Annotated in this window: 13 protein-coding genes and 1 tRNA gene; 4 read left to right on the plus strand and 10 right to left on the minus strand. The window is 62.5% G+C overall.

The window, feature by feature from the left end; translation table 11 throughout:
* Positions 1-210: 210 nt before the first annotated feature.
* Together thrS and ABG996_RS00415 are read right to left on the minus strand one after the other, a co-directional pair.
* A complete protein-coding gene (gene thrS / locus ABG996_RS00410; protein ID WP_215693767.1) occupies positions 211-1,974 on the minus strand; it encodes a threonine--tRNA ligase in 1,764 nt (587 codons plus the stop codon).
* 238 nt (positions 1,975-2,212) lie between these two features.
* Positions 2,213-2,644, minus strand: coding sequence for a double zinc ribbon domain-containing protein (locus ABG996_RS00415; RefSeq protein ID WP_035138069.1), 432 nt, complete (start codon positions 2,642-2,644; stop codon positions 2,213-2,215).
* A gap of 566 nt (positions 2,645-3,210) precedes the next feature.
* Between ABG996_RS00415 and ABG996_RS00420 the strand changes: the two genes are divergently transcribed.
* The 4 genes from ABG996_RS00420 (at position 3,211) to ABG996_RS00435 (ending at position 7,752) form a co-directional block, all read left to right on the plus strand.
* Positions 3,211-4,674 (plus strand): NAD(P)/FAD-dependent oxidoreductase, encoded by a 1,464-nt coding sequence (locus tag ABG996_RS00420; protein ID WP_347479319.1) that lies wholly within the window; start codon positions 3,211-3,213, stop codon positions 4,672-4,674.
* 1 nt (position 4,675) lies between these two features.
* Positions 4,676-6,022 carry an NAD(P)/FAD-dependent oxidoreductase gene (locus ABG996_RS00425; protein ID WP_347479317.1) on the plus strand — a complete coding sequence of 449 codons (1,347 nt, stop codon included), beginning with the start codon at positions 4,676-4,678 and terminating at the stop codon, positions 6,020-6,022.
* Positions 6,023-6,025: 3 nt separating this feature from the next.
* The gene (locus ABG996_RS00430; protein WP_347479315.1) at positions 6,026-6,436 is read left to right on the plus strand and encodes a DUF1667 domain-containing protein; all 411 of its coding nucleotides are present in this window, start codon (positions 6,026-6,028) and stop codon (positions 6,434-6,436) included.
* A gap of 227 nt (positions 6,437-6,663) precedes the next feature.
* A complete protein-coding gene (locus ABG996_RS00435; protein ID WP_347479313.1) occupies positions 6,664-7,752 on the plus strand; it encodes a M24 family metallopeptidase in 1,089 nt (362 codons plus the stop codon).
* A gap of 351 nt (positions 7,753-8,103) precedes the next feature.
* Here ABG996_RS00435 and ABG996_RS00440 read toward each other — a convergent pair whose 3' ends face one another.
* From ABG996_RS00440 to ABG996_RS00475, 8 genes are all read right to left on the minus strand, one after another.
* Positions 8,104-9,447 carry a bifunctional folylpolyglutamate synthase/dihydrofolate synthase gene (locus tag ABG996_RS00440; RefSeq protein WP_347479311.1) on the minus strand — a complete coding sequence of 448 codons (1,344 nt, stop codon included), beginning with the start codon at positions 9,445-9,447 and terminating at the stop codon, positions 8,104-8,106.
* A gap of 280 nt (positions 9,448-9,727) precedes the next feature.
* Positions 9,728-12,424 carry a valine--tRNA ligase gene (locus tag ABG996_RS00445; protein ID WP_347483915.1) on the minus strand — a complete coding sequence of 899 codons (2,697 nt, stop codon included), beginning with the start codon at positions 12,422-12,424 and terminating at the stop codon, positions 9,728-9,730.
* Positions 12,425-12,635: 211 nt separating this feature from the next.
* Positions 12,636-14,042, minus strand: coding sequence for an ATP-dependent Clp protease ATP-binding subunit ClpX (gene clpX / locus ABG996_RS00450; protein WP_347479823.1), 1,407 nt, complete (start codon positions 14,040-14,042; stop codon positions 12,636-12,638).
* A 1-nt stretch (position 14,043) separates the two neighbouring features.
* The gene (locus tag ABG996_RS00455; protein WP_022095182.1) at positions 14,044-14,664 is read right to left on the minus strand and encodes an ATP-dependent Clp protease proteolytic subunit; all 621 of its coding nucleotides are present in this window, start codon (positions 14,662-14,664) and stop codon (positions 14,044-14,046) included.
* 163 nt (positions 14,665-14,827) lie between these two features.
* On the minus strand, positions 14,828-16,129 hold the full coding sequence (tig, locus tag ABG996_RS00460; protein WP_226812433.1) for a trigger factor: 1,302 nt from the start codon (positions 16,127-16,129) through the stop codon (positions 14,828-14,830).
* An 88-nt stretch (positions 16,130-16,217) separates the two neighbouring features.
* Positions 16,218-16,301 (minus strand) — tRNA-Leu (locus ABG996_RS00465).
* A gap of 140 nt (positions 16,302-16,441) precedes the next feature.
* A complete protein-coding gene (locus ABG996_RS00470) occupies positions 16,442-19,273 on the minus strand; it encodes a molybdopterin-dependent oxidoreductase (protein ID WP_347479822.1) in 2,832 nt (943 codons plus the stop codon).
* Positions 19,273-20,175 (minus strand): FAD binding domain-containing protein, encoded by a 903-nt coding sequence (locus ABG996_RS00475; RefSeq protein ID WP_347483917.1) that lies wholly within the window; start codon positions 20,173-20,175, stop codon positions 19,273-19,275. The genes ABG996_RS00470 and ABG996_RS00475 overlap by 1 nt, the downstream gene beginning before the upstream one ends.
* Positions 20,176-20,179 lie beyond the last annotated feature (4 nt).

Consider the following 20,179-nt stretch of genomic DNA (forward strand, 5'->3'; position numbering starts at 1 on the left):
GATGACATTATACGAGCAATTAATCAGCGTTTGCCCAGATTGCGCAAAATGTACTGCTAGTAGGTGCATCTCCATACCCCTCTATAAAAACCTGTACCTTTTTGTGCAACAAAAAAAGCCGCTCAACCAGCGGCTTTTCTTATTTCGGCATGAAAAAAGGCGACCGCCCTGTGTGGACGGTCGCCTTTGTTAATTGTTGTGAAGTTTGCCTTAGGCGCGAGTCTTAATCTCCTCGGTCACCTTGGCAACAAACTCGTCAACGCTCATCTGAACGGTCTCATTGGAGCGATCGCGGACGGAGATGTTGCCGGCCTCGACCTCCTTCTCGCCCAGGATGAGCATGTAGGGCACGCGGTCGATGCTGCGGGCCTCGCGGATCTTGTAGCCGATCTTCTCGTCGCGGTCATCGCAGACAACGCGAATGCCGGCCTCCTCCAGCTTGGCGCACACCTCGTGGGCATAGTCGCGGCTCTTCTCGGAGACAGGAAGCGCCTTGACCTGCACGGGAGCCAGCCAGGTGGGGAACTTGCCCGCAAAATGCTCAATCAGAATACCGATGAAGCGCTCGATGGAGCCAAAGCACACGCGATGCAGCATGATGGGGCGCTTCTTGGTGCCGTCGGCGTCCACGTACTCAAGGTCAAAGTTGAGCGGCATCTGGAAGTCGAGCTGGACGGTACCGCACTGCCAGGTACGGCCGAGCGAGTCCTCCAGGTGGAAGTCGATCTTGGGGCCGTAGAAGGCGCCGTCGCCCTCGTTGACCTCGTAGTCCATGCCCAGCTTCTCTAGAGCGGTGCGCAGGCCCTCCTCGGCGCGCGCCCAGTCCTCGTCGGAGCCCATGGAGTCCTCGGGGCGGGTGGAAAGCTCAACGTGGTACTTAAAGCCAAACTTCTGGTACACGGAGTCGATGAGGTTGACCACGCCCACGATCTCGTCGGTCAGCTGGTCGGGACGCACAAACAGGTGGGCGTCGTCCTGGTTAAAGCAGCGCACGCGGAACAGGCCGTGCAGGGCGCCGCGAAGCTCGTGGCGATGTACCAAGCCAATCTCGCCGGCGCGGATGGGCAGCTCGCGGTAGGAGTGCGGCTTGGAGGCGTACACCAGCACGCCACCCGGGCAGTTCATGGGCTTAATGCAGTACTCTTCGTCGTCGATGACGGTGGAGTACATGTTGTCCTTGTAGTGGTCCCAGTGGCCCGAGGTCTTCCACAGCTGCTTGTTCATGATGAGCGGCGTGGAGATCTCCACGTAGCCGGCCTTGTGGTGGATCTCGCGCCAGTAGTCCAGCAGCGTGTTCTTAAGGATCATGCCGTTAGGCAGGAAGAACGGGAAGCCGGGGGCCTCGTCGCGCATCATAAAGAGGTCCATCTCGCGGCCGATCTTGCGGTGGTCGCGCTTCTTGGCCTCCTCCAGCATGTGCATGTGCTCGTCGAGCTCTTCCTTGGTGGCAAAGGCGACGCCGTTGATGCGGGTGAGCATCTTATTGTCCTTATCGCCCTTCCAGTAGGCGCCCGAGACGCCGGTGAGCTTAAAGGCCTTCAGCGCCTTGGTGTAGCAGATGTGGGGGCCGACGCACATGTCGATGTAGTCGCCCTGCTGGTAGAAGGTGATGCGGGCGTCGTCGTCCAGGTCGCCGATGTGCTCGACCTTGTACTTCTCGCCGCGCTCCTCCATAAGGGCGATGGCCTCGGCGCGGGGCTTCTCGTACACGGTGAACTTGAGGTTCTCCTTGACGATCTTCTTCATCTCGGCCTCGATCGCGGGGAAGTCGTCCTCGCTGATCTTGACGCCCTCGGGCAGGTCGACGTCGTAGTAAAAACCGTTGTCGGTCGCGGGACCGTAGGCAAAGTCGGCCTCGGGATAGAGACGCTTGATGGCCTGCGCCATGATGTGCGCGGCGGAGTGGCGGATGACGTGCGTGACCTCGTCCTGCGGGAGCTCGGCCACCGAACCGTCATTGTAGAGTGCCTTCATGGGTATGTTTTCTCCTCTCGGATGCCTAATGCAAGTGCGTGCGATGCGCTCGGCGTTTTTGACTTGCATCATTATAGGCAGGTTGCCTTGGTATACAAGCGCCCGCCGCACCTTAATGGCACGGCGGGCGATTTTCTACGCATGCTTCATCGTGTGGGGGCGGGGCTGCGGGGCGCGCATGCGGCTTGCGCGTGACGCGCGGGGCCCGTGGCTTACGGCCGGCCCGGCGATGGATGCGTTACTGAATGCGAGTTCGGCAGTAGGGGCAGACCTTCCAGTGCGCGTCGAGCGGGCGATGGCAGCTGGGGCACACGTTGCGAACCTGGGTGTCGCACACCGGGCAGACCACAAAGTCCTTCTCGATGGGGGCGCCGCACTGCGGGCAGGTGCCGTACTGGGCAAGCTGGCGCTCGCGCAGGGCCATGTCCAGCTCCTGCTCCTCGCGGTCGGCCGCGTAGGAATGCGGGCGCAGGACCAGGTAGGCGATGAGGCCCACAAACGGGATGAGGGCGATGATGCCCCATGCCACGTAGGCGCTGGCGCCGCGACGACGAGCGTCGATGAACACATAGACGACCGACAGCACGTACAGGGCGATGATAAAGCCAACAAAGGCATAGACGACGCCCATAAGCTGCGGCGACATGAGCTCAGAGATGTACTTGGACATTGAGGTGTACCTTTCGGAATAATTACAATCCGGTCAAGTTTACCACGGGGTTTGTTTATATGGGGCCACGGCTGGGTACGGGGCTGGCGCGGACACAAACATCTCAATCTATAACAGTTACTCAGCAAATTCGGGTCTAGGTGTTACAGATCGAGACGCAGGGGTCCCTCCCCGACTTCAATCTCGATCTGTAACATCTTGGGCCCCAAAACCCCTCTTACTGTTACAGATCGAGACATTCAAAATCCGTCGGAAGGTTTGTCTCGATCTGTAACATCTACAACCCGAATCATCAGCTAACTGTCACAGATTGAGACAAAGAAAACCGTCCAGGCCGAATGTCTCAATCTGTAACAGTTACTCGGCAAATACAGTCCCAGATGTTACAGATCGAGACGAACGGTTGCCGCAGTTGTCGGCAGACGAGGTCACCGATTGACCTGAGTCTCCCCTCGCCTGCCGTTGGCGGATGCAGCGGGGCTGTTCGCCGCATTGCCACTGCACTGGGGGTGTGCAGACCGTAGGATAGTCCTATTGACAGCCTGTCAACTCGTCTGGGAGGCATCGTGGCAGAAACGTTTGATATCGCGATTGTGGGCGCGGGCATCACGGGATGCGCCATCGCACGGCAACTCGCGCGGTTTGACCTGTCCATTTGCGTGGTCGAGGCGGCCAACGACATCGCGCTGGGGGCTTCGAAGGCCAACGGCGGCCTGGTGCACGCCGGCTACGATCCGGCACCGGGCACCGTAAAGGCGCAGGTCAACGCCCGCGGCTGCGAGCTGTACGGCACCTGGGCCCAGGAGCTAGGCTTTTTGTTCCGCCGCACCGGCTCGATGGTGCTGGGCTTTAACGACGAGGACCGTGCGCACCTGGAGAAGCTGCGCAGCAACGGCCTAGCCAACGGCGTGCCCGAGCTGTCGATTATCGGCCCCGAGCGCATCCACGAGCTGGAACCGCGTGCGAGTGCCAAGGCGACGTGCGCGCTGTGGTGTCCCTCGACCGGTTTTGTCGATCCGTTTGAGGTCGCCATCGCCGCGCTGGAGAACGCCGTGGCCAACGGCGTGACATTTATGCGCTCCGCCCCGGTGGAGGCGATTGAGGTTGCTGGCGGCGAGGCTACCGACAGGGCTGCGCGATTTACGCTAGTGACGCCTGCCGGCGATGTGCGCTGCCGCTATCTGATCAACGCCGCGGGCAACGGTGCCGCGGACATCTCGCATATGGCCGGCGCCGAGGAGTTCCAGATGGTCTGGCGCCAGGGAAACATTGTGGTGCTGGACAAGGAGTCGTGCGCGCTCATGCCGCTCTATCCCGTGCCCACGCCGGTGTCCAAGGGAGTTATCGTCACGGGCACCGTGCACGGAAACACCGTGATCACCGCGACCGCTGCCGTGCGCGAGCCGGGCGACACGCAGACCTATGCGAGCGATGTGAACGCGCTGCTGACGGGAGCGCGCAAGCTGGTTCCCGATCTGGACACGCGCCGCGTGGTGCGCGCGTTTGCCGGCGGGCGTCCGGTCATCAAGGGAACAAACGACTTCTTTATTGGGCAGTCCGCCGTGGTGCCTGGGCTATTCCAGGCGGCAGGTATTCAGTCGCCGGGCGTGGCGAGCGCGCCGGCCATTGCCGAGCGCAAGGAGCAGATCATGCGCGATGCCGGTGTTGCCCTGCACGAGCGGGCCGACTGGGATCCGATTCGCCGCGCACCGGACGACTTTGACCGCGCACCACTTGCGCGCAAGGAGGAGCTCATTGAGTCCGACCCTGCATGGGGGCAGATCGTCTGCCGCTGCGAGACGGTGCCCGAAGCCGAGATTGTGGCCGCGATTCGACGCCGCCCGGGTGCGGTTTCGGTCGAGGGTGTCAAACGTCGCCGCCGCGCCGGCATGGGTCGGTGCCAAAGTGGTTTTTGCCAGAGCCGCGTGGTGGCGATCCTGGCGCGCGAGCTGGGGTGTGACCCCAGCGAGGTGCTGCTAGAGGACACTGGCTCGTGGCTCGTTGAGGGACCTTTGAAGGGGGTGCGCTAGGATGGCGGAATTCAAATCGAGCACGATTGATAGCGATGCCGTTGAGGCAGTACCTACGCAGGCCTTCGACGTGGTCGTTATCGGCGGCGGACCTGCTGGCATGGCTGCCGCACTTGCCGCGCATAAGGCCGGCGCGTGCGTGGCTATCGTGGAGCGCGAGCAACACTTGGGCGGCATCCTGCGCCAGTGCATCCACCCCGGCTTTGGGCTGTCGCACTTTAAGCAGGAGCTCACCGGTCCCGAGTACGCGCAGCGCTTTATCGACCAGGTGTGCGCGACCAACATTGCGCTGTTCTTGGACAGCATGGTGCTTGGGATTGATTCGGGCGAGTCCACGGAAGACGCCGCGGCCCACACCGTCACGCTCATGAGCCCTGCCGGCATGCTGCAGCTCACCGGACGCGCGGTCGTCCTTGCTATGGGGTGCCGAGAGCGCACGCGCAGCGAGATCAAGATTCCCGGCAGTCGTCCCGCCGGCGTGTTTACGGCCGGCCTGGCGCAGCGATACATCAATATCGAAAACCTCAAGCCCGGCTCGCGAGCCGTCATTTTGGGCTCGGGCGATATCGGGCTGATCATGGCACGTCGCTGCACGCTCGAGGGGATTTCGGTCGAGGGCGTATACGAGCTCATGCCGTACGCCAACGGTCTGCGCCGCAACGTCAAGAACTGCCTTGACGACTTTGGCATTCCGCTGCACCTGTCCACCACCGTCACGCGTGTGATCGGACACGATCGCGTGGAAGCAGTCGAGGTGAGCCAAGTCGACGAGAGCCTGGCGCCCATTCCGGGGACCGAGCGCGTTGTTCCGTGCGACACGCTACTGCTTTCGGTGGGTCTGATACCCGAGAACGAGCTTTCGGTTGCCGCGGGCGTTGAACTTGACCCGCGCACGCGCGGCGCAGTGGTGGACCAGAGCCTGCAGACGGGCGTGCCGGGCATCTTTGCCTGCGGCAATGTGCTGCATGTGCACGACCTAGCCGACAACGTGACGACCGAGTCCGAGAGGGCTGGCGCAGCTGCGGCGGCGTACGCGATGGGGACCGGCGCGAGCGCCATTCCGGACTGCGAGCTCACCGTCTCCCCTGCCGGCATTGCGGGATACGCGCTGCCGGAACGTATTACCGCTGTGGCGCTCACCAAGCTCAACTTCCGCGTGCGCCGACCCGTCGACGCCGCCTGCGTGAGGATCTTGGCCGACGGCGAGGAACTGTTGGCCGGCAAGGTCCGCCCGTTTAAACCGAGCGTAATGGAAAGCTTCCCACTGCCGGCAAAGGTGATTCAGCGCGCACTCGACCTAGGTGCTAGCGAAATTGTCCTGTCCGTCGATCCCGTCGAGGAGGCATAGACTATGAGCGATACCGTGATCGAAACGCTGCAGTTCAACTGCACGACCTGCCCATCCGAATGCCTTCTGACCGTAAAGGTGGAGCGCGACGCCAATGACGCCGTGGTGGAAGTGTGCTCCGTAATCGGCAACAACTGCCCGCGCGGCGATAAGTTCGCACATCAGGAGCTCACCTGCCCTATGCGCGTGCTCACGACGACCGTGGCCGTCTCCGGCGGCGACGAAGCCCTGCTCCCCGTGCGCACCGCCGAAGCCATCCCGCTAGAACTCCACGCCCGAGCCATGGACCTCATCCGAGGCCTAGTCGTCAACGCCCCCATCCGCATGGGCGACGTAGTCCTGCCCAACCTCCTAGACACCGGTACCGACCTCATCGCCAGCATGGACATCGACCGAGCCCAAGTAGCTAATTAGGGACGGGGCTCTTTTAGCTACCCCACCATCCACCCCGCCCTCCTCCGCAGTTGCGGTGAAATACGGACTGTTTTATGGCTTCAGGCCGCTAAACAGTCCGTATTTCACCGCAACTTATGAGGGCCGCATGGGATGCAAAGGAGTGTCCCAAGGTGCCGGCATAAAAGGAACGTCCCTATGTGCCGGGCATGGGATACCATGGTGGCAGCCTAGCGAAAGGATGTTTCATGGCACATGTCGATGACCAGCGTGTGGCGCGCGTGCTCGATGCGCTCGAGGCTCAGCACCCCGGCGCACAGCTGCTCGTAAACGACCCGTGGTCGATCTATTACCTGACCGGCTTTTATGCCGATATGTTCGAGCGTTTTTGCGGCGTGCTGCTCGCACGCGGCAGCGAGCCCGTGATCTTGGTCAACGCGCTGCATCAGCTGCCCGAGTATGACAATGCCCGCATCGCCTATCACACCGACAACGATGTCGTGGCCGATGCCATCGCTCGCGAAGTCGATCCGACCAAACCGCTCGGCATCGACACCGTCATGCGCTCTGGCTTTTTGATGCCCCTCATGGAGCGCCATGCCGCCAGCGAGTTTTTCCTGGGCGACTTTGCCGTCACCGCCGCACGCACCCACAAGGATGCCGCCGAGCAGGAGCTGATGCGCGCGTCCTCGGCCGCCAACGATGCCGTGATGGCCGACGCCATCAAGCTCGTTCACGAGGGCGTGACGGAGCGCGAAATTGCCGACCAGATGCTCGGTCTGTACCGTAATCACGGCTGCGAGGGCTTTAGCTTTCCGCCCATCGTGAGCTTTGGCGCCAACGCTGGAGACCCGCATCACGAGCCCGACGACACCGTACTCAAGCGAGGCGACGTGGTGCTGTTCGACATTGGCGGACGTCGCCGCAACTACTGCTCGGACATGACACGCACGTTCTTTTGGGGCGAGCCGGACGAGGAGACGGCGCGCATCTACGACATCGTGCGCCGCGCCAACGAGGCCGCCGAGGCGCTCATCGCACCGGGCGCGCGCATGTGTGACCTGGACCGCGCCGCACGCGACGTGATTGAGGACGCGGGCTATGGGCAGTATTTTACGCATCGCCTGGGCCACTCGATCGGCCTGCAGGACCACGAGCCGGGCGACGTTTCACTCGTCAACGAGCAGGTCGTGGAGCCAGGCATGACGTTCTCCATCGAGCCGGGCATTTACCTCCCCGGCCGCACCGGCGTCCGCATCGAGGACCTAGCCCTGGTGACCGAGAACGGCGTCGAGATTCTCAACGCCTACCCCCACGATCCGCTCCGCCTAGACTAGGCAATGCGGCAAAGGGGCAGCCCCTTTGCCGCATCCCACCAATACCGCGCCACAAAAACGGCCTATCTACTACGTTTAACCCGCATGGGTCGACCATAACCGAGTTTTCGCAAAATACGCAAGCCGTCTACCTACGGTTTTAATTTCGCGATGTTCCGTATGGTCAAGGGTGACCAGTCAAACGTAGTAGATAGCCCCATTTCGTGACAAGCGAGTCAACTCGGGGTACAGGGCAGCTAAAAAAGCCCCGTCCCAAATTGGCTGCTTTTGAGTTGCGGTGATATACGGACTGTTTGAGGCTTCTGGCTTGTAAAACAGTCCGCATTTCACCGCAACTGATGAGGGGATGGGTTAGCGCAGCAGGCCGGCTACTTCGCCTGCTAGGGTGATGGTACCGGCTGCTACGAAGGACTCGCCCGCGGCATCGAAGGCAGCGAGAGCCTCGGACACGCTGGGGTACACGCCTGCGAGCTTATCGGCGTCCACCAGGGCGGCGAGCTCCTCTGCCGGCAGGGCGCGATCGGAATCGGTCTGGGTCACGACCACGCGCGGGAAGGCCGGAATCAGCACGTCAACGATGCCCGCCACGTCCTTATCGGCCAGCGCGGCACACAGCAGCGTGGGGCGGTTCTCCACGCACGGATCGATCTCGTCCAGCGCGCTCACAAAGTTCTCGCAGCTCTGAGGGTTATGGCAGGCGTCGATCAGCTTGAGCGGATCGGTCCCCAGCACGTCAAAACGACCCGGCGTGGGGCAGCCCATAAGCGAAGCGTCGAGCGCATCGTGGTCGAGCACGCGGCCCAGATAGCCCTCGCACAGCATAATCGCGCACGCAGCATTCTGCGGCTGATACGCCGGCTTGACCATGCTCGACGTATAGATCGCACGCGGCGTGGTGCAGCTAAACTCAACCGTATCGCCCACGTGCTCCGGCACCTTAGTCGTGGCGTGGCTTACCACGAGCGGCACGACGCCGCACTCGCGACAACGAGCATCCATCACGCGTTGAACACTCGCCTCATGCGTGCCCTCGCCCAGCACAACCAGACGTCCGGGCTTGATAACCGCCGCCTTCTCACCCGCAATGGCCTCAAGCGTGTCGCCCAGGATGCGCGTGTGATCGAGCCCAATGCCCGTAATGGCAACGGCGACGGGATCGGTCGCACTCGTGGCGTCCCAACGACCGCCCATGCCGACCTCTAGTACGGCAACATCCACCGCGGCCTCGGCAAACACTACAAGTGCGGCAGCCGTCAGCAGGTCAAACGGCGTGATGGTATAAGCGCGCTCCCCCGCCGCCACACGGTGCGCATTCACGCGGCGCCCCGCCTCGACAGCTGCCGAAACGCCACGGGCAAACGCCTCGTCGCTCACAACGCACCCATCGACCTCCATGCGCTCGGGATAGCGCACCAGCTGCGGCGACGTATACAGCGCGGTCTTGAGCCCCTCGCCGCGAAGGATAGCAGCCGAAAAACGCGTGGTCGAAGTCTTGCCATTGGTACCGGCAACCTGAATGCAATCAAAATACTCATCCGGACGCCCCAGCTCATCGAGCATATCGACAACCGTCTCAAGCAGAGGACCAGCATCCCCAGAAATCCGCCCCGTATCAGCAGCCAGCCCAACAGCCTCATCAAACGAAAGCAACTCAAACGAGAAAGGAACGACATACGACCCAGAACGCTTAGTCATAACCCAAAGTCCCCCATAACAGAAAAAGAGGCTCATCAAAAAGAATGAGCCCCTCGCGTTGACAATTTCAGCCTTTACCCGATTGCAGCAAGATCAAGGCCACAACCCAGTGGCCCCAACCTACCAGTTGCAAACAACCACGTAACCGCACTAGGAGCGGCCCGACGCTTTGCTCGCCGCAAGTTCCGCACGCAAAGGACAGCACTTAATGTGCTGTCCGTCTTGCGCAGGACTGTCCGCAACGGAGAGCAAAGCGTCGGGACGCGCCCCTCAGTAAGAACTACGAGAAGTTAGCAACCTGAGCAGTCAGTGCCGCCAGGATCTCCTTAAGCTCTGCTGCACGGTCCCTCTTCTTCTGAACCACCGCAGGCGCGGCCTTGGCCACAAAGCCCTCGTTGGCGAGTGTCTTCTCGCAGCCGGCGAGCTCCTTCTGCGCCGCGGCGATCTCCTTCTCCAGGCGCGCCTTCTCGGCTGAAAGATCAACCTTGCCCTCGAGCACCACAAAGACCTCGACGCCGCTGTCGACCACGGCAATGCTCGCAGCCGGCTTCTCGACGTCGGTACCCATGACCAGCGAGGCAGTGTTGGCCAGCGGCTCAATCGTGGAGCGCAGGCTCTCGAGCTTCTCGATGTCCTCGGCACCGGCGCGCACGACCACGTCGAGCTCGGCCTTGGGGCTCAAGCGATAACGCGAACGCGTGGCGCGAGCGGCGGAAACGACAGCGCGGCACAGCTCAAACGCGCGCTCGGCGGGCTCGTCGACGTACTTGGCGTAGTCGGCGGGCTCCGGCCACTTGGCGATCATGAGCGCCTCGGCGCGATCCACGTTGCCCTCGGCGTCCAGGTCGAGCACACTCGCCGGCATGTTGTCCCAGATCTCCTCGGTAACAAACGGCATGAGCGGGTGCATCAGGCGAATGGAGGTGTCGAGCACAAAGATCAGGTTGCGCTGAGCCTGCAGACGGCCCTCGCCCTTCAGGCGGGCCTTAGTGACCTCGACGTACCAGTCGCAGACCTCGTTCCAGAAGAACTGCTGCACGCCGCGGGCCATGTCGCCAAAGGTGTAGTTCTCGATGCCTTCGGTGACCATCTTCACGGCCTTGGCCAGACGGCTGAACATCCAGGCGTCGGCCGGCGTCTCCACAACGGGCTCGCCGGGCGTGTAGCCCTCCATGTTCATAAGCAGGAAGCGGCTGGCATTCCAGATCTTGGTCACAAACGACTTGGCCTGCTCGGTGCGCGGGCTGTCGATGAGCTTCTTGGTCTTCTTGTCGATGTTCGCGTCAAACTTGACGTCCTGGTTGTTGGTGCACAGCGTCAGCAGGTTGAAGCGCATGGCGTCGGCGCCGTACATGCCAATGAGGTCCATAGGGTCAACACCGTTGCCCTTGGACTTGGACATGCGGCTGCCGTCTTTGGCAAGGATCGTCGGGTAGATGACGACGTCCTTAAACGGCACCTCGTCCAGGAAGTACAGCGAGCTCATGACCATGCGGGCGACCCACAGCGCGATGATGTCGCGTGCGGTGACGAGCGCCGTCGTGGGGTGATGGCCCTCGAGCAGCTCCGGCTTTTGCGGCCAGCCCTGCGTGGCGAAGGTCCACAGCTGCGAGCTGAACCAGGTGTCCAGCACGTTCTCGTCCTGATGCACATGATGGCCGCCGCACTTGGGGCACACATCGGTGTCCTCGGTAAGAGCGTCCTCCCAGCCGCAGTCCTCGCAGTAGAACACGGGGATGCGGTGGCCCCACCACAGCTGGCGGCTAATGCACCAGTCCTTAAGGTTCTCCATCCAGGTGGTGTAGGTCTGCGTCCAGCGCGCGGGGTGGAAGGTAACCTTACCGGAGTTAACGGCGTCAAGCGCCGGCCCCTTGAGCTTGTCAACGGCCACAAACCACTGCTCGGACAGCCACGGCTCAAGCGCGGCGTCGCAGCGGTAGCAGTGCATGACGGAGTGATCGAGGTCCTCGACGTGATCGAGCAGGTCGTGCTCCTCGAACCACTTGATGACGGCCTCGCGGCACTCGTCGCGGTTCATGCCGGTGAACTCGCCGTAGCCCTCGACGACCACCGCGTGCTCGTCGAAGATGTTGATCTGCGGCAGGTCGTGGGCCTGACCCATGGCATAGTCGTTGGGGTCGTGAGCAGGCGTTACCTTGACGAAGCCAGAGCCGAAATTGGCGTCGACATGCCAATCCTCAAAGATGGGGATCTCGCGGTCGACGATGGGAAGCTTGACGGTCTTACCCACAAAAGCGGCCTTCTCGGGGTCCTTCGGGGAAACGGCAACGCCCGTGTCGCCGAGCATGGTCTCGGGGCGCGTGGTGGCGACGACGATGTAGTCCTGGCCGTTGACCGGCTCGGTCAGCGGGTAGCGCAGGTGCCACAGGTGGCCCTTCTCGTCCTTATATTCGGCCTCGTCGTCCGAGATGGCGGTGGTGCAGTTGGGGCACCAGTTAACGATACGCTTGCCACGGTAGATCAGGCCGTCGTGGTACCAATCGCAGAAGACCTTGCGCACGGCCTGTGCGTAATCCTCGTCCATGGTGAAGCGCTCGTTGTCGAAGTCGACGGAGCAGCCCATGCGCTTGATCTGCTCGACGATGATGCCGCCGTACTCGTGGGTCCAGTCCCAGCAGGCGTCGACAAACTTGTCGCGACCGATCTCCAGGCGGCTGATGCCCTCGCTCTTGAGCTTCTTGTCGACCTTGGTCTGCGTAGCGATACCGGCGTGGTCGGTGCCGAGCACCCAACGCGTGGACTTGCCGCGCATGCGGGCCATACGGATGATGGCGTCCTGGATGGAGTCGTCGGTAGCGTGACCCATGTGGAGCTTGCCGGTAACGTTGGGAGGCGGAATGGTGACGGTGCAGTCGCCCACGCCCTCACGGCGCTTGTAGTAGCCGCCGTCGAGCCACTTCTGCAGGATCGCCGGCTCGTTGGTCGACGGATCGTAGTTCTTGGGCATTTCTTCCATATATCTCTCCCTGTCCCGCCGGGGAGGAATGTAGTCCCGCCAGGGTCTGCATTCCTCCCCTTAGGTATCGATTACTTCAGTCTGATATGACTTCGCTGAGGCTTAAACAAACACACAGAATAACACAGGTAGTTGGGGTTATTGCGTATATATAAAATAGCCTCCGACCGCGGGTGGTCGGAGGCTATTTGCAAACACGCTTTAGGCTGGTTTAGCCGTAGATGCGCTGGGGCTGCTCTTCGCCCTTTACGGAGGCTTCGGTCACGATGACCTTGACGACACCCTCCTCGCTAGGGAGGTCGAACATCGTCTGCTGCAGCACGTCCTCGCAGATGGAGCGCAGGCCGCGGGCGCCGGTCTTGCGGGCGAGTGCCATGCGGGCGATCTCGTGCAGGGCGGCGTCCTCGAACTCAAGCTCAACGTCCTCGAGCTGGAACATCTTGCGGTACTGGCGCACCACGGCGTTCTTGGGCTCAGTCAGGATCGACACCAGGTCGTCCTCGTCGAGCGCCTGCGTCTGGGTGACGACGGGCGTACGTCCCACAAACTCGGGGATCATGCCAAAGGCGTTGAGGTCCTGCGGGAGCACCTGGCGCAGCAGGTCGTTCTCGTCGACCGAGGTGGGGCCGGCGATCTCGGAGTTAAAGCCCACACCCTTGTTGCCCACGCGGTCGGCGATGATCTTGTCCAGACCCACAAAGGCACCACCGCAGATAAACAGGATGTTGGTCGTGTCGATCTGCAGCAGCTCCTGCTGGGGATGCTTGCGGCCGCCGGTGGGCGGAACGCTTGCCACCGTGCCCTCAAGAATCTTAAGCAGCGCCTGCTGAACGCCCTCGCCCGAAACATCGCGGGTGATGGAGAGATTCTCGGCCTTGCGGGCGATCTTGTCGATCTCGTCCACGTAGATAATGCCGACCTGCGCGCGCTCAATATCGCCATCGGCGGCGTTGATGAGCTTGAGCAGGATGTTCTCCACATCCTCGCCCACGTAACCGGCCTCGGTGAGCGCAGTGGCGTCGGCGATGGCAAACGGCACCTCGAGGATGCGGGCGAGCGTCTGGGCCAACAGAGTCTTACCGGTACCGGTGGGACCGAGCAGCAGGATGTTGGACTTGGCGAGCTCTACCTCGTCCATATCGTCATCGAACTGCGAGCCCATGTCGTCATCAAAGGCAGACACCGCAGCGCCGCCCTCAATCACGCGGCGATAGTGGTTGTACACGGCCACCGACATGGCGCGCTTGGCGTCCTCCTGACCCATAACATAGGCCGAAAGCTCGTCATAGATCTCGTGCGGCGTCGGCACGTGCGTGATGACCTGGCGGTCGTCCTCGAGCTCAAAGCCCTCGGTCTCGGGGTCCACGGCGGGCTGCCCAGCAGCCTGGCCGTGGTCGTTGAGGAAGCCTGGCAGCTTGCTTTTGCGGGCAGCGTCCATAAAGTCCGAAGCCAGCGACTCCTCCAGAATCTCGGAGCAAGCGGCGACGCACTCGTCACAGATAAAGATGTTGGTCGGGCCCTTTACGAGGCGACGGACCTGGCCCTGCTCTTTTCCGCAGAAGGAGCAGCGGATAGGGTTGCCGTTCTCGTCAAAGTTGTCCTGCATGTTTCCTGCCATCCTAGGCATCCTTCGCGGCGAGATCGCGCGAGGTGACGATACGGTCAATCAAGCCGTAGTCGAGGGCCTCGGCAGCGGTCAGGTAGTTGTCGCGCTCGGTATCGGCCTGGACCTTCTCGATGGGCTGGCCCGAGGCGTCGGACAGGATCTGGTTGAGCTCGCGACGGGTCTTCTTGATCTCCTCGGCAACGATCTCAATCTCGGTCTGCTGACCCTGGGCACCGCCGCTGGGCTGGTGAATCATGACCTTGGAGTGCGGCAGGCAGAAGCGCTTGCCCTTGGCGCCGGCCGAAAGCAGCACAGCGGCCATAGACGCGGCCATGCCGACGCAAATGGTGGAGACCTGCGGCTTAATGAAGTTCATGGTGTCAAGAATCGCCAGGCCGGAGTAGACCTCGCCACCGGGCGAATTGATGTAGAGCGAGATATCCTTCTCGGCATCCTGGCTCTCAAGATGCAGCAGCTGGGCAACGACCAGGTTGGCGCTGACGGAGTTGATCTCCTCGCCCAAGAAGATGATGCGGTCGTTGAGCAGGCGCGAATAGATATCGTAGCTGCGCTCGCCGCGCGGCGTCTGCTCGATAACGTATGGCACGAGGGCGGAATCGAACTTGGCGATCATACGCATCTCCATTTCTCTCTTGCGGACCAAATTGGTTCTAGATAAACGTACGGTGCCCGCATGCTATGCATTGGCTGGCACCGTACGAAGCAACCGGATAACCGGTGTATAACTTTACCCCATCACGGGCGCGCGCATGCGCTCGTGGGCAAGGTGGCGAGAATTACTCGGCGTCCTTGGCGGTCTCGTCGACCTCGGTCACCTTGGCGTTCTCGACCAGGTGGTCGACGGCCTTGGAGCGACGGATGGACTCGCGGACGGCAGGCATGCGGCCATCAGCGATGAACTCGGCCTTGGAAGCCTCGACGTCCTTGACGCCGGCCTTCTCGAACTCGGCGTTGATGTCGTCCTCGGTGACCTCGATCTTGAGCTCGCGGGCGAGGGCGTCCAGAGCCAGGGACTCACGGGCAACGTCGTTGGCCTGCTTGTGCAGGTCGCCGATGAACTGCTCCATGGTCAGACCGGAAGCGGGCAGCCAGGTGTCCAGCGTCATGCCGCGGGCAGCGAGGTTGGACAGGAAGTTCTGGCCAAGCTCCTCAAAGACGGACTGCTCGTAGTCGGCATCCATCTCGTCGAGCTGCAGGCGCTCGGCGAGAGCGGAGACGCAACGGTTCTCCTTCTCGGCCGGCAGGCGGGAAGCCTTGTCCTGCTCGATCTCGATCTTGATGGCGTCGCGCATGGCCTCGATGCTGTCGAAGCCGAAGTCGGACTTGACGAGCTCGTCGGTGAGCTCGGGGGTGTTGCGGACCTTGATGCCCTTGACCGTGACCTCGACAGTGTGGGTCTCGGCCTCCTCGCCCTCCTCGACCTCGTCGGTCCAGGTAACTGTCTTGACGTCGTCAACGTTGGCGCCGATCAGGGCCTCGTTGAACTCCTTGGGGTTGCTATCGCTGCCGGCGATGAGCATGCGGCCCTCAGCGGCAAAGTTGTCGGCGTTCTCGACGGCCTTGAGGTCGACGGTGACGTAGTCCTCGGCCTCGACGGCGCGACCCTCGACGTCCTCGAAGGTAGCGCGGTAGTTGAGGAGCATCTCGACCTGGTTGTTGATCTCGGACTCGGTGACCTCCGCAGGAGGCATCTCGATCTCAACGGCGTCGAAGGAGGAGAGCTCAGCGGCAGGACGCAGGGAGAACTCGACGGTGTAGGTGTAGTCCTCGTGATCCTTGGCGAGGTCGAGCTCCTTGTAGTCACCGTTCTTGGTGGGGACGATGTCCAGCTCGTTGAGGACGGCGGGCTCGTTGGCGGCGATCAGGTCGTTGGTGGCCTGAGCGAGGGTAGCCTCGGCGCCAAGAGCGGAGTCGATGACCGGACGGGGAGCCTTACCGGCACGGAAGCCCGGGAAGCGGTACTTCTTGGCGGTGTCCTTGTAGGCCTTCTTAATCGCGGCGTCGACGTCGGCGGCCGGGATGGTGACCGTAGCGGTGAGCTTGGCGTCCTTGACGTCAGAAGCGGTGATGTTCAACACGTTCCTCCTCATACTGCCCAGCTTATCTGAGGTGCTGGTACCTTTATGCAACAAAGAGTCGCGACGGCCGAAGCCGACGCAGATGCGTTGGTGCGGGCGAAAGGACTCGAACCTTCACGGGAATCCCACCAGAACCTAAATCTGACGCGTCTACCAATTCCGCCACGCCCGCATGAGCGCACAGACTAGGAATGATAGCAGATACGAACGGTAAGCGCACGCACACGTTTTACAGGCTCACGACCTCACCACGAGTACAAAAGGCGGGACGAGTTGCCCCGCCCCGCCAATTACGACTTGTTCGCTGACCCGCTACTCCCCCAGCAGGGCCTTCTCGGGCGTGATGGGCAGCGAGCGGACCTGATGTCCGGTGGCGTGTGCCACGGCCGAGGCCACGGCGGCGAGCGGCGTGTTGATGACGACCTCGCCGATCGACTTGGCGCCAAACGGGCCCGTCGGCTCGTAGCTCGGCTCAAAGGCCACGCGAATGCTGCCGATATCCAGGCGCGTGGGCAGCTTGTAGCTCATAAAGTTGCCGGTGCGCAGGCGGCCGCGGTCATCATGCTCAACAATCTCGTAGAGCGCGTGACCGATACCCTGGGCAATGCCGCCCTCGGCCTGAACGCGCGCGAGCGCCTCGTTGATCACGGTGCCGCAGTCGACGGCCGCCGCATAGTCCACCACAGTCACCTTGCCGGTGGCCTTGTCGACCTCGACCTCGGCAATGCCGGCCATAAACGGCGGAGGCGAAACGGGCAGGCAGGCAGAGGCATGCGAGGTGAGCGCGTCGCCGCCCGCGATGTTCTTGACGCACAGGTTGGCAAAGTCGCGCAGCGTGAGATAGCGGTTCTGCTCGCGCGCGGCACGCTCGTCGGACAGGCGCACGTACTGGCCATCGAAGACCACGTCGGCGGCGTCCACGTCCCAAATCTGGGCAGCCTTGGCGCAAATCTTCTCACGCAGCTCGGTTGCGGCGTTCTTGGCGGCAAGGCCCGTCACGTACGTGCCCGAGCTCGCGTACGAGCCGGCATCAAACGGCGACACGTCGGTGTCCACGCCGCGCACCACAATCATCGAACTCTCAACGCCCAGCTCCTCGGCGGCAATCTGCGCCAGGATCGTGTCGACGCCCATGCCGTTATCGGTGGCGCCGGTGCCGATGGTAATGAATCCATCCTCTTCCAGGCGCATGTCGATGCCGGCGATGTCCACGTTGGAAATGCCCGATCCCTGCATGGTGAGCGCGCAGCCCAGAGCACGCACGCGATCGCCCAGGTCAACGGCCAGCGGCTTGTCGCGCCAGCCGATCATGTCCATTGCGCGTAGCAGGCAGCGGTCGAGCGCGCAGGCGTTGAGTTTCTCGTTGTAGTACTGCGGCATGATCTCGCCCTCGCGCACGATGTTCTTAAGGCGCAGGTCGGCGGGATCCATGTGCAGCATGTCGGCGAGCTCGTTGACGGCGCTCTCCACGGCAAACTGGCCCTGGGTGGCACCGTAGCCGCGATACGCGCCGCCGCGGTTGGTATTGGTGTAGACGGCGTCCCAGCTAAAGCGGCTCGCCTTCACGTGGTTGTAGATGGGCAGGCTCTTGTGGCCCGAGAGGCCGATCGTCGTGGTGGCATGCTCGCCATAGGCCCCGGCGTTGGACAGCGTATGCAGATCGATGGCCGTGATGGTGCCGTCGTTCATGGCGCCCAGCTTAACGGTCATCTGCATCTGGTGGCGCGAGTTGCCCGCGGTGATGGTCTCCTCGCGGGTATAGCAGCAGTAGCTCGGACGGCCGGTCTGCTGGGTAACGAATGCCACGAAGATCTCGCAGCAGCCCGTCTGCTTGGAGCCAAAGCCGCCGCCGATGCGCGGCTTAATGACCTGCACCTGCGACTGCGGAATGTCGAGCGACTGCGCGACCATGCGGCGCACGTGGAAGGGCACCTGCGTAGAGGTGGTCACCGAAATACGCCCGAACGCGTCGGTCGTCGTGAAGGCGCGAAAGGTCTCCATGGGTGCGGTCTGCGTGGCCTGGCTGGTGTAAGTGCGGGTAAAGACAATGTCGCTCTGGGCGAAGGCCTCGTCCAGGTTGCCAAAATCGCTGGTACCGCTGCACACCAGGTTGCGAGCAACGTCGCCGCCCTGCGGGAACATAAAGGTCACGTCGCCCTCGGGGTGGACCACGATGTCGTTATCGAGCGCCTTGGTAAAGTCGAGCAGCGGCTCGAGCACCTCATAGTCAACCTTGATGAGCTTGAGCGCCTTGTCGGCAGCCTCCTCGGTCTCGGCGGCGACGATCGCCACCTCCTCGTTTTGGTAACGGACGAGGTTCTCGAGAATTAGGCGGTCGTAGGGACTCGGCTGCGGATAGCTCTGGCCAGCGATGGTAAAGCGGCGCTGGGGCACGTCCTCATAGGTGTAGACGCCCACGACGCCGGGCACCTTCAGGGCGCGCGACGTATCGATGGAGCGGATCTTGGCGCGGGCATACGGGCTGCGCTTGAGTTTGACAATGAGCGCACCGGCGGGCACCATATCGCCGGTGTAGACGGGACGACCCTCGAGCAGGGCCTTCGAGTCCTTCTTGGGCTGCTTCTTGGTGATCTGCTTGTACGCGACACCGTCGGAGCTCGTCTCGTTGACGGGCAGCTCGGGCATCTCAAAGCCAACCTGCACGCCAGACTCATTGAGGAAGCGCACGATGGCGCGCAGCTGGCTCTCGTAACCGCTGCAACGGCAGAGGTTGCCGGCGAGCTGGCGCGAGAGTTCCTCGCGCGTGGCGACGAGGCTCGGGTCCTCCTTGGCGGCGCGGGCAAGCGCCAGCACGTTCATGATGAGGCCGGGGGCGCAAAAACCGCACTGTTCGGCGCCTTCGGCAGCCATCGCACGGGCCAGCGCCTCGGATTCGGCCTTGAGGCCCTCGAGCGTGGTGACGGAGCGGCCCTCAACGCGCGCGGCGGGAACCGAGCAGCTCAGCACCGGGTCGCCGTCGAGCCACACCGTGCACAGGCCGCAGTTGGTGGTCTCACAGGCGCAGCGCACCGACGCGCAGCCCTGCTCGCGCAGCAGCGCAAAGAGCATGGTGTCGGGGGCAATCTGAACCTTGACCTTACGGCCGTTGAGCGTAAAGGAAAGATCGATGAGTTTGGCAGCCATTAGCGCACCTCGCTAGAATCGACGCCGGGCACGCGGCGGCAGGAATACTCGTCCGTGGCGAACTTAGGGATCTGCACGGTCTCGAGCTCGCGGGCAAGCGCGGCCGAAAGCTCGATACCGGCGGCGCGGCGCACGGCCTGAATCGCCAGCGGGGCCGAGATGCGACGGCGGTACTCGGCCGAGCCCCACAGGTTGGTGCCGTAGCTCAGTGCACGCACGGATGCGGCAAGGGCGCGAAGCTCATCCTCGGAAGGCTGCTCGTTCACCAGGCCACACGTCTCGCCCTGCAGCAGAGTCGCGCGCAGCGGGCGGGCACCCACAGTGACGTGCCAGGAGCCGTCCCACCAGGCGGCGGTAACGTTTAAGGAGGGGAAGTCCGTCGCGGCCTTGCGCACGGCCTCGTAGCTCGCGCGGTAGTCGTGCTTAACGACCACGACGTGCTCGATCACGTCGCGCACGTAGCCCATCCGCACGAACTCGGCGAGCGGCACGCGACCGGCGCCCGTCAGCTCAACATAGGAATCGAGCGCGAGAAAGGCGGAGAGAACGTCCGAGAAGCCAAAGCGGCCGTAAATGCTGCCGCCCACCGTGGCGGTGTTGCGCAGCTGCACGCCCACGATGTCGTGGACGGCGAATTCAAAGACATGGTTGACAAGCGCGTTGAGCCCGGCATGGCGCTCGAGCTGGCGCAGGGTACACATGGCACCGATGCGAAACTCGGTCTCGGTCTCCTCGATCTGATCGAGTCCGCAGGCCGAAAGGTCAATCGCCGTCGACACGCGACGCGAACCCAGGCGCATCCAGATGCCGCCGCCCACAATCTTGTTGTTGCGGTTCTTCTGTAAGAGCTCATAGGCTTCGGCCGCGTTTCCAACACGGACGTAGGTACCGAACTTGAGCACGTTC

Origin of the sequence: Collinsella aerofaciens (assembly GCF_039836695.1) — a bacterium.
GTDB classification, from domain to species: Bacteria; Actinomycetota; Coriobacteriia; order Coriobacteriales; family Coriobacteriaceae; genus Collinsella; species Collinsella aerofaciens_BD.

What these genes read in the sequence shown, in the direction of transcription:
- ABG996_RS00470 (WP_347479822.1), bottom strand. Translation starts at nt 19,273, where the DNA reads ATGGCTGCCAAACTCATCGATCTTTCCTTTACGCTCAACGGCCGTAAG.
- ABG996_RS00435 (WP_347479313.1), top strand. Translation starts at nt 6,664, where the DNA reads ATGGCACATGTCGATGACCAGCGTGTGGCGCGCGTGCTCGATGCGCTC.
- ABG996_RS00430 (WP_347479315.1), top strand. Translation starts at nt 6,026, where the DNA reads ATGAGCGATACCGTGATCGAAACGCTGCAGTTCAACTGCACGACCTGC.
- ABG996_RS00445 (WP_347483915.1), bottom strand. Translation starts at nt 12,424, where the DNA reads ATGGAAGAAATGCCCAAGAACTACGATCCGTCGACCAACGAGCCGGCG.
- ABG996_RS00415 (WP_035138069.1), bottom strand. Translation starts at nt 2,644, where the DNA reads ATGTCCAAGTACATCTCTGAGCTCATGTCGCCGCAGCTTATGGGCGTC.
- ABG996_RS00455 (WP_022095182.1), bottom strand. Translation starts at nt 14,664, where the DNA reads ATGATCGCCAAGTTCGATTCCGCCCTCGTGCCATACGTTATCGAGCAG.
- thrS (WP_215693767.1), bottom strand. Translation starts at nt 1,974, where the DNA reads ATGAAGGCACTCTACAATGACGGTTCGGTGGCCGAGCTCCCGCAGGAC.
- ABG996_RS00440 (WP_347479311.1), bottom strand. Translation starts at nt 9,447, where the DNA reads ATGACTAAGCGTTCTGGGTCGTATGTCGTTCCTTTCTCGTTTGAGTTG.
- ABG996_RS00425 (WP_347479317.1), top strand. Translation starts at nt 4,676, where the DNA reads ATGGCGGAATTCAAATCGAGCACGATTGATAGCGATGCCGTTGAGGCA.
- clpX (WP_347479823.1), bottom strand. Translation starts at nt 14,042, where the DNA reads ATGGCAGGAAACATGCAGGACAACTTTGACGAGAACGGCAACCCTATC.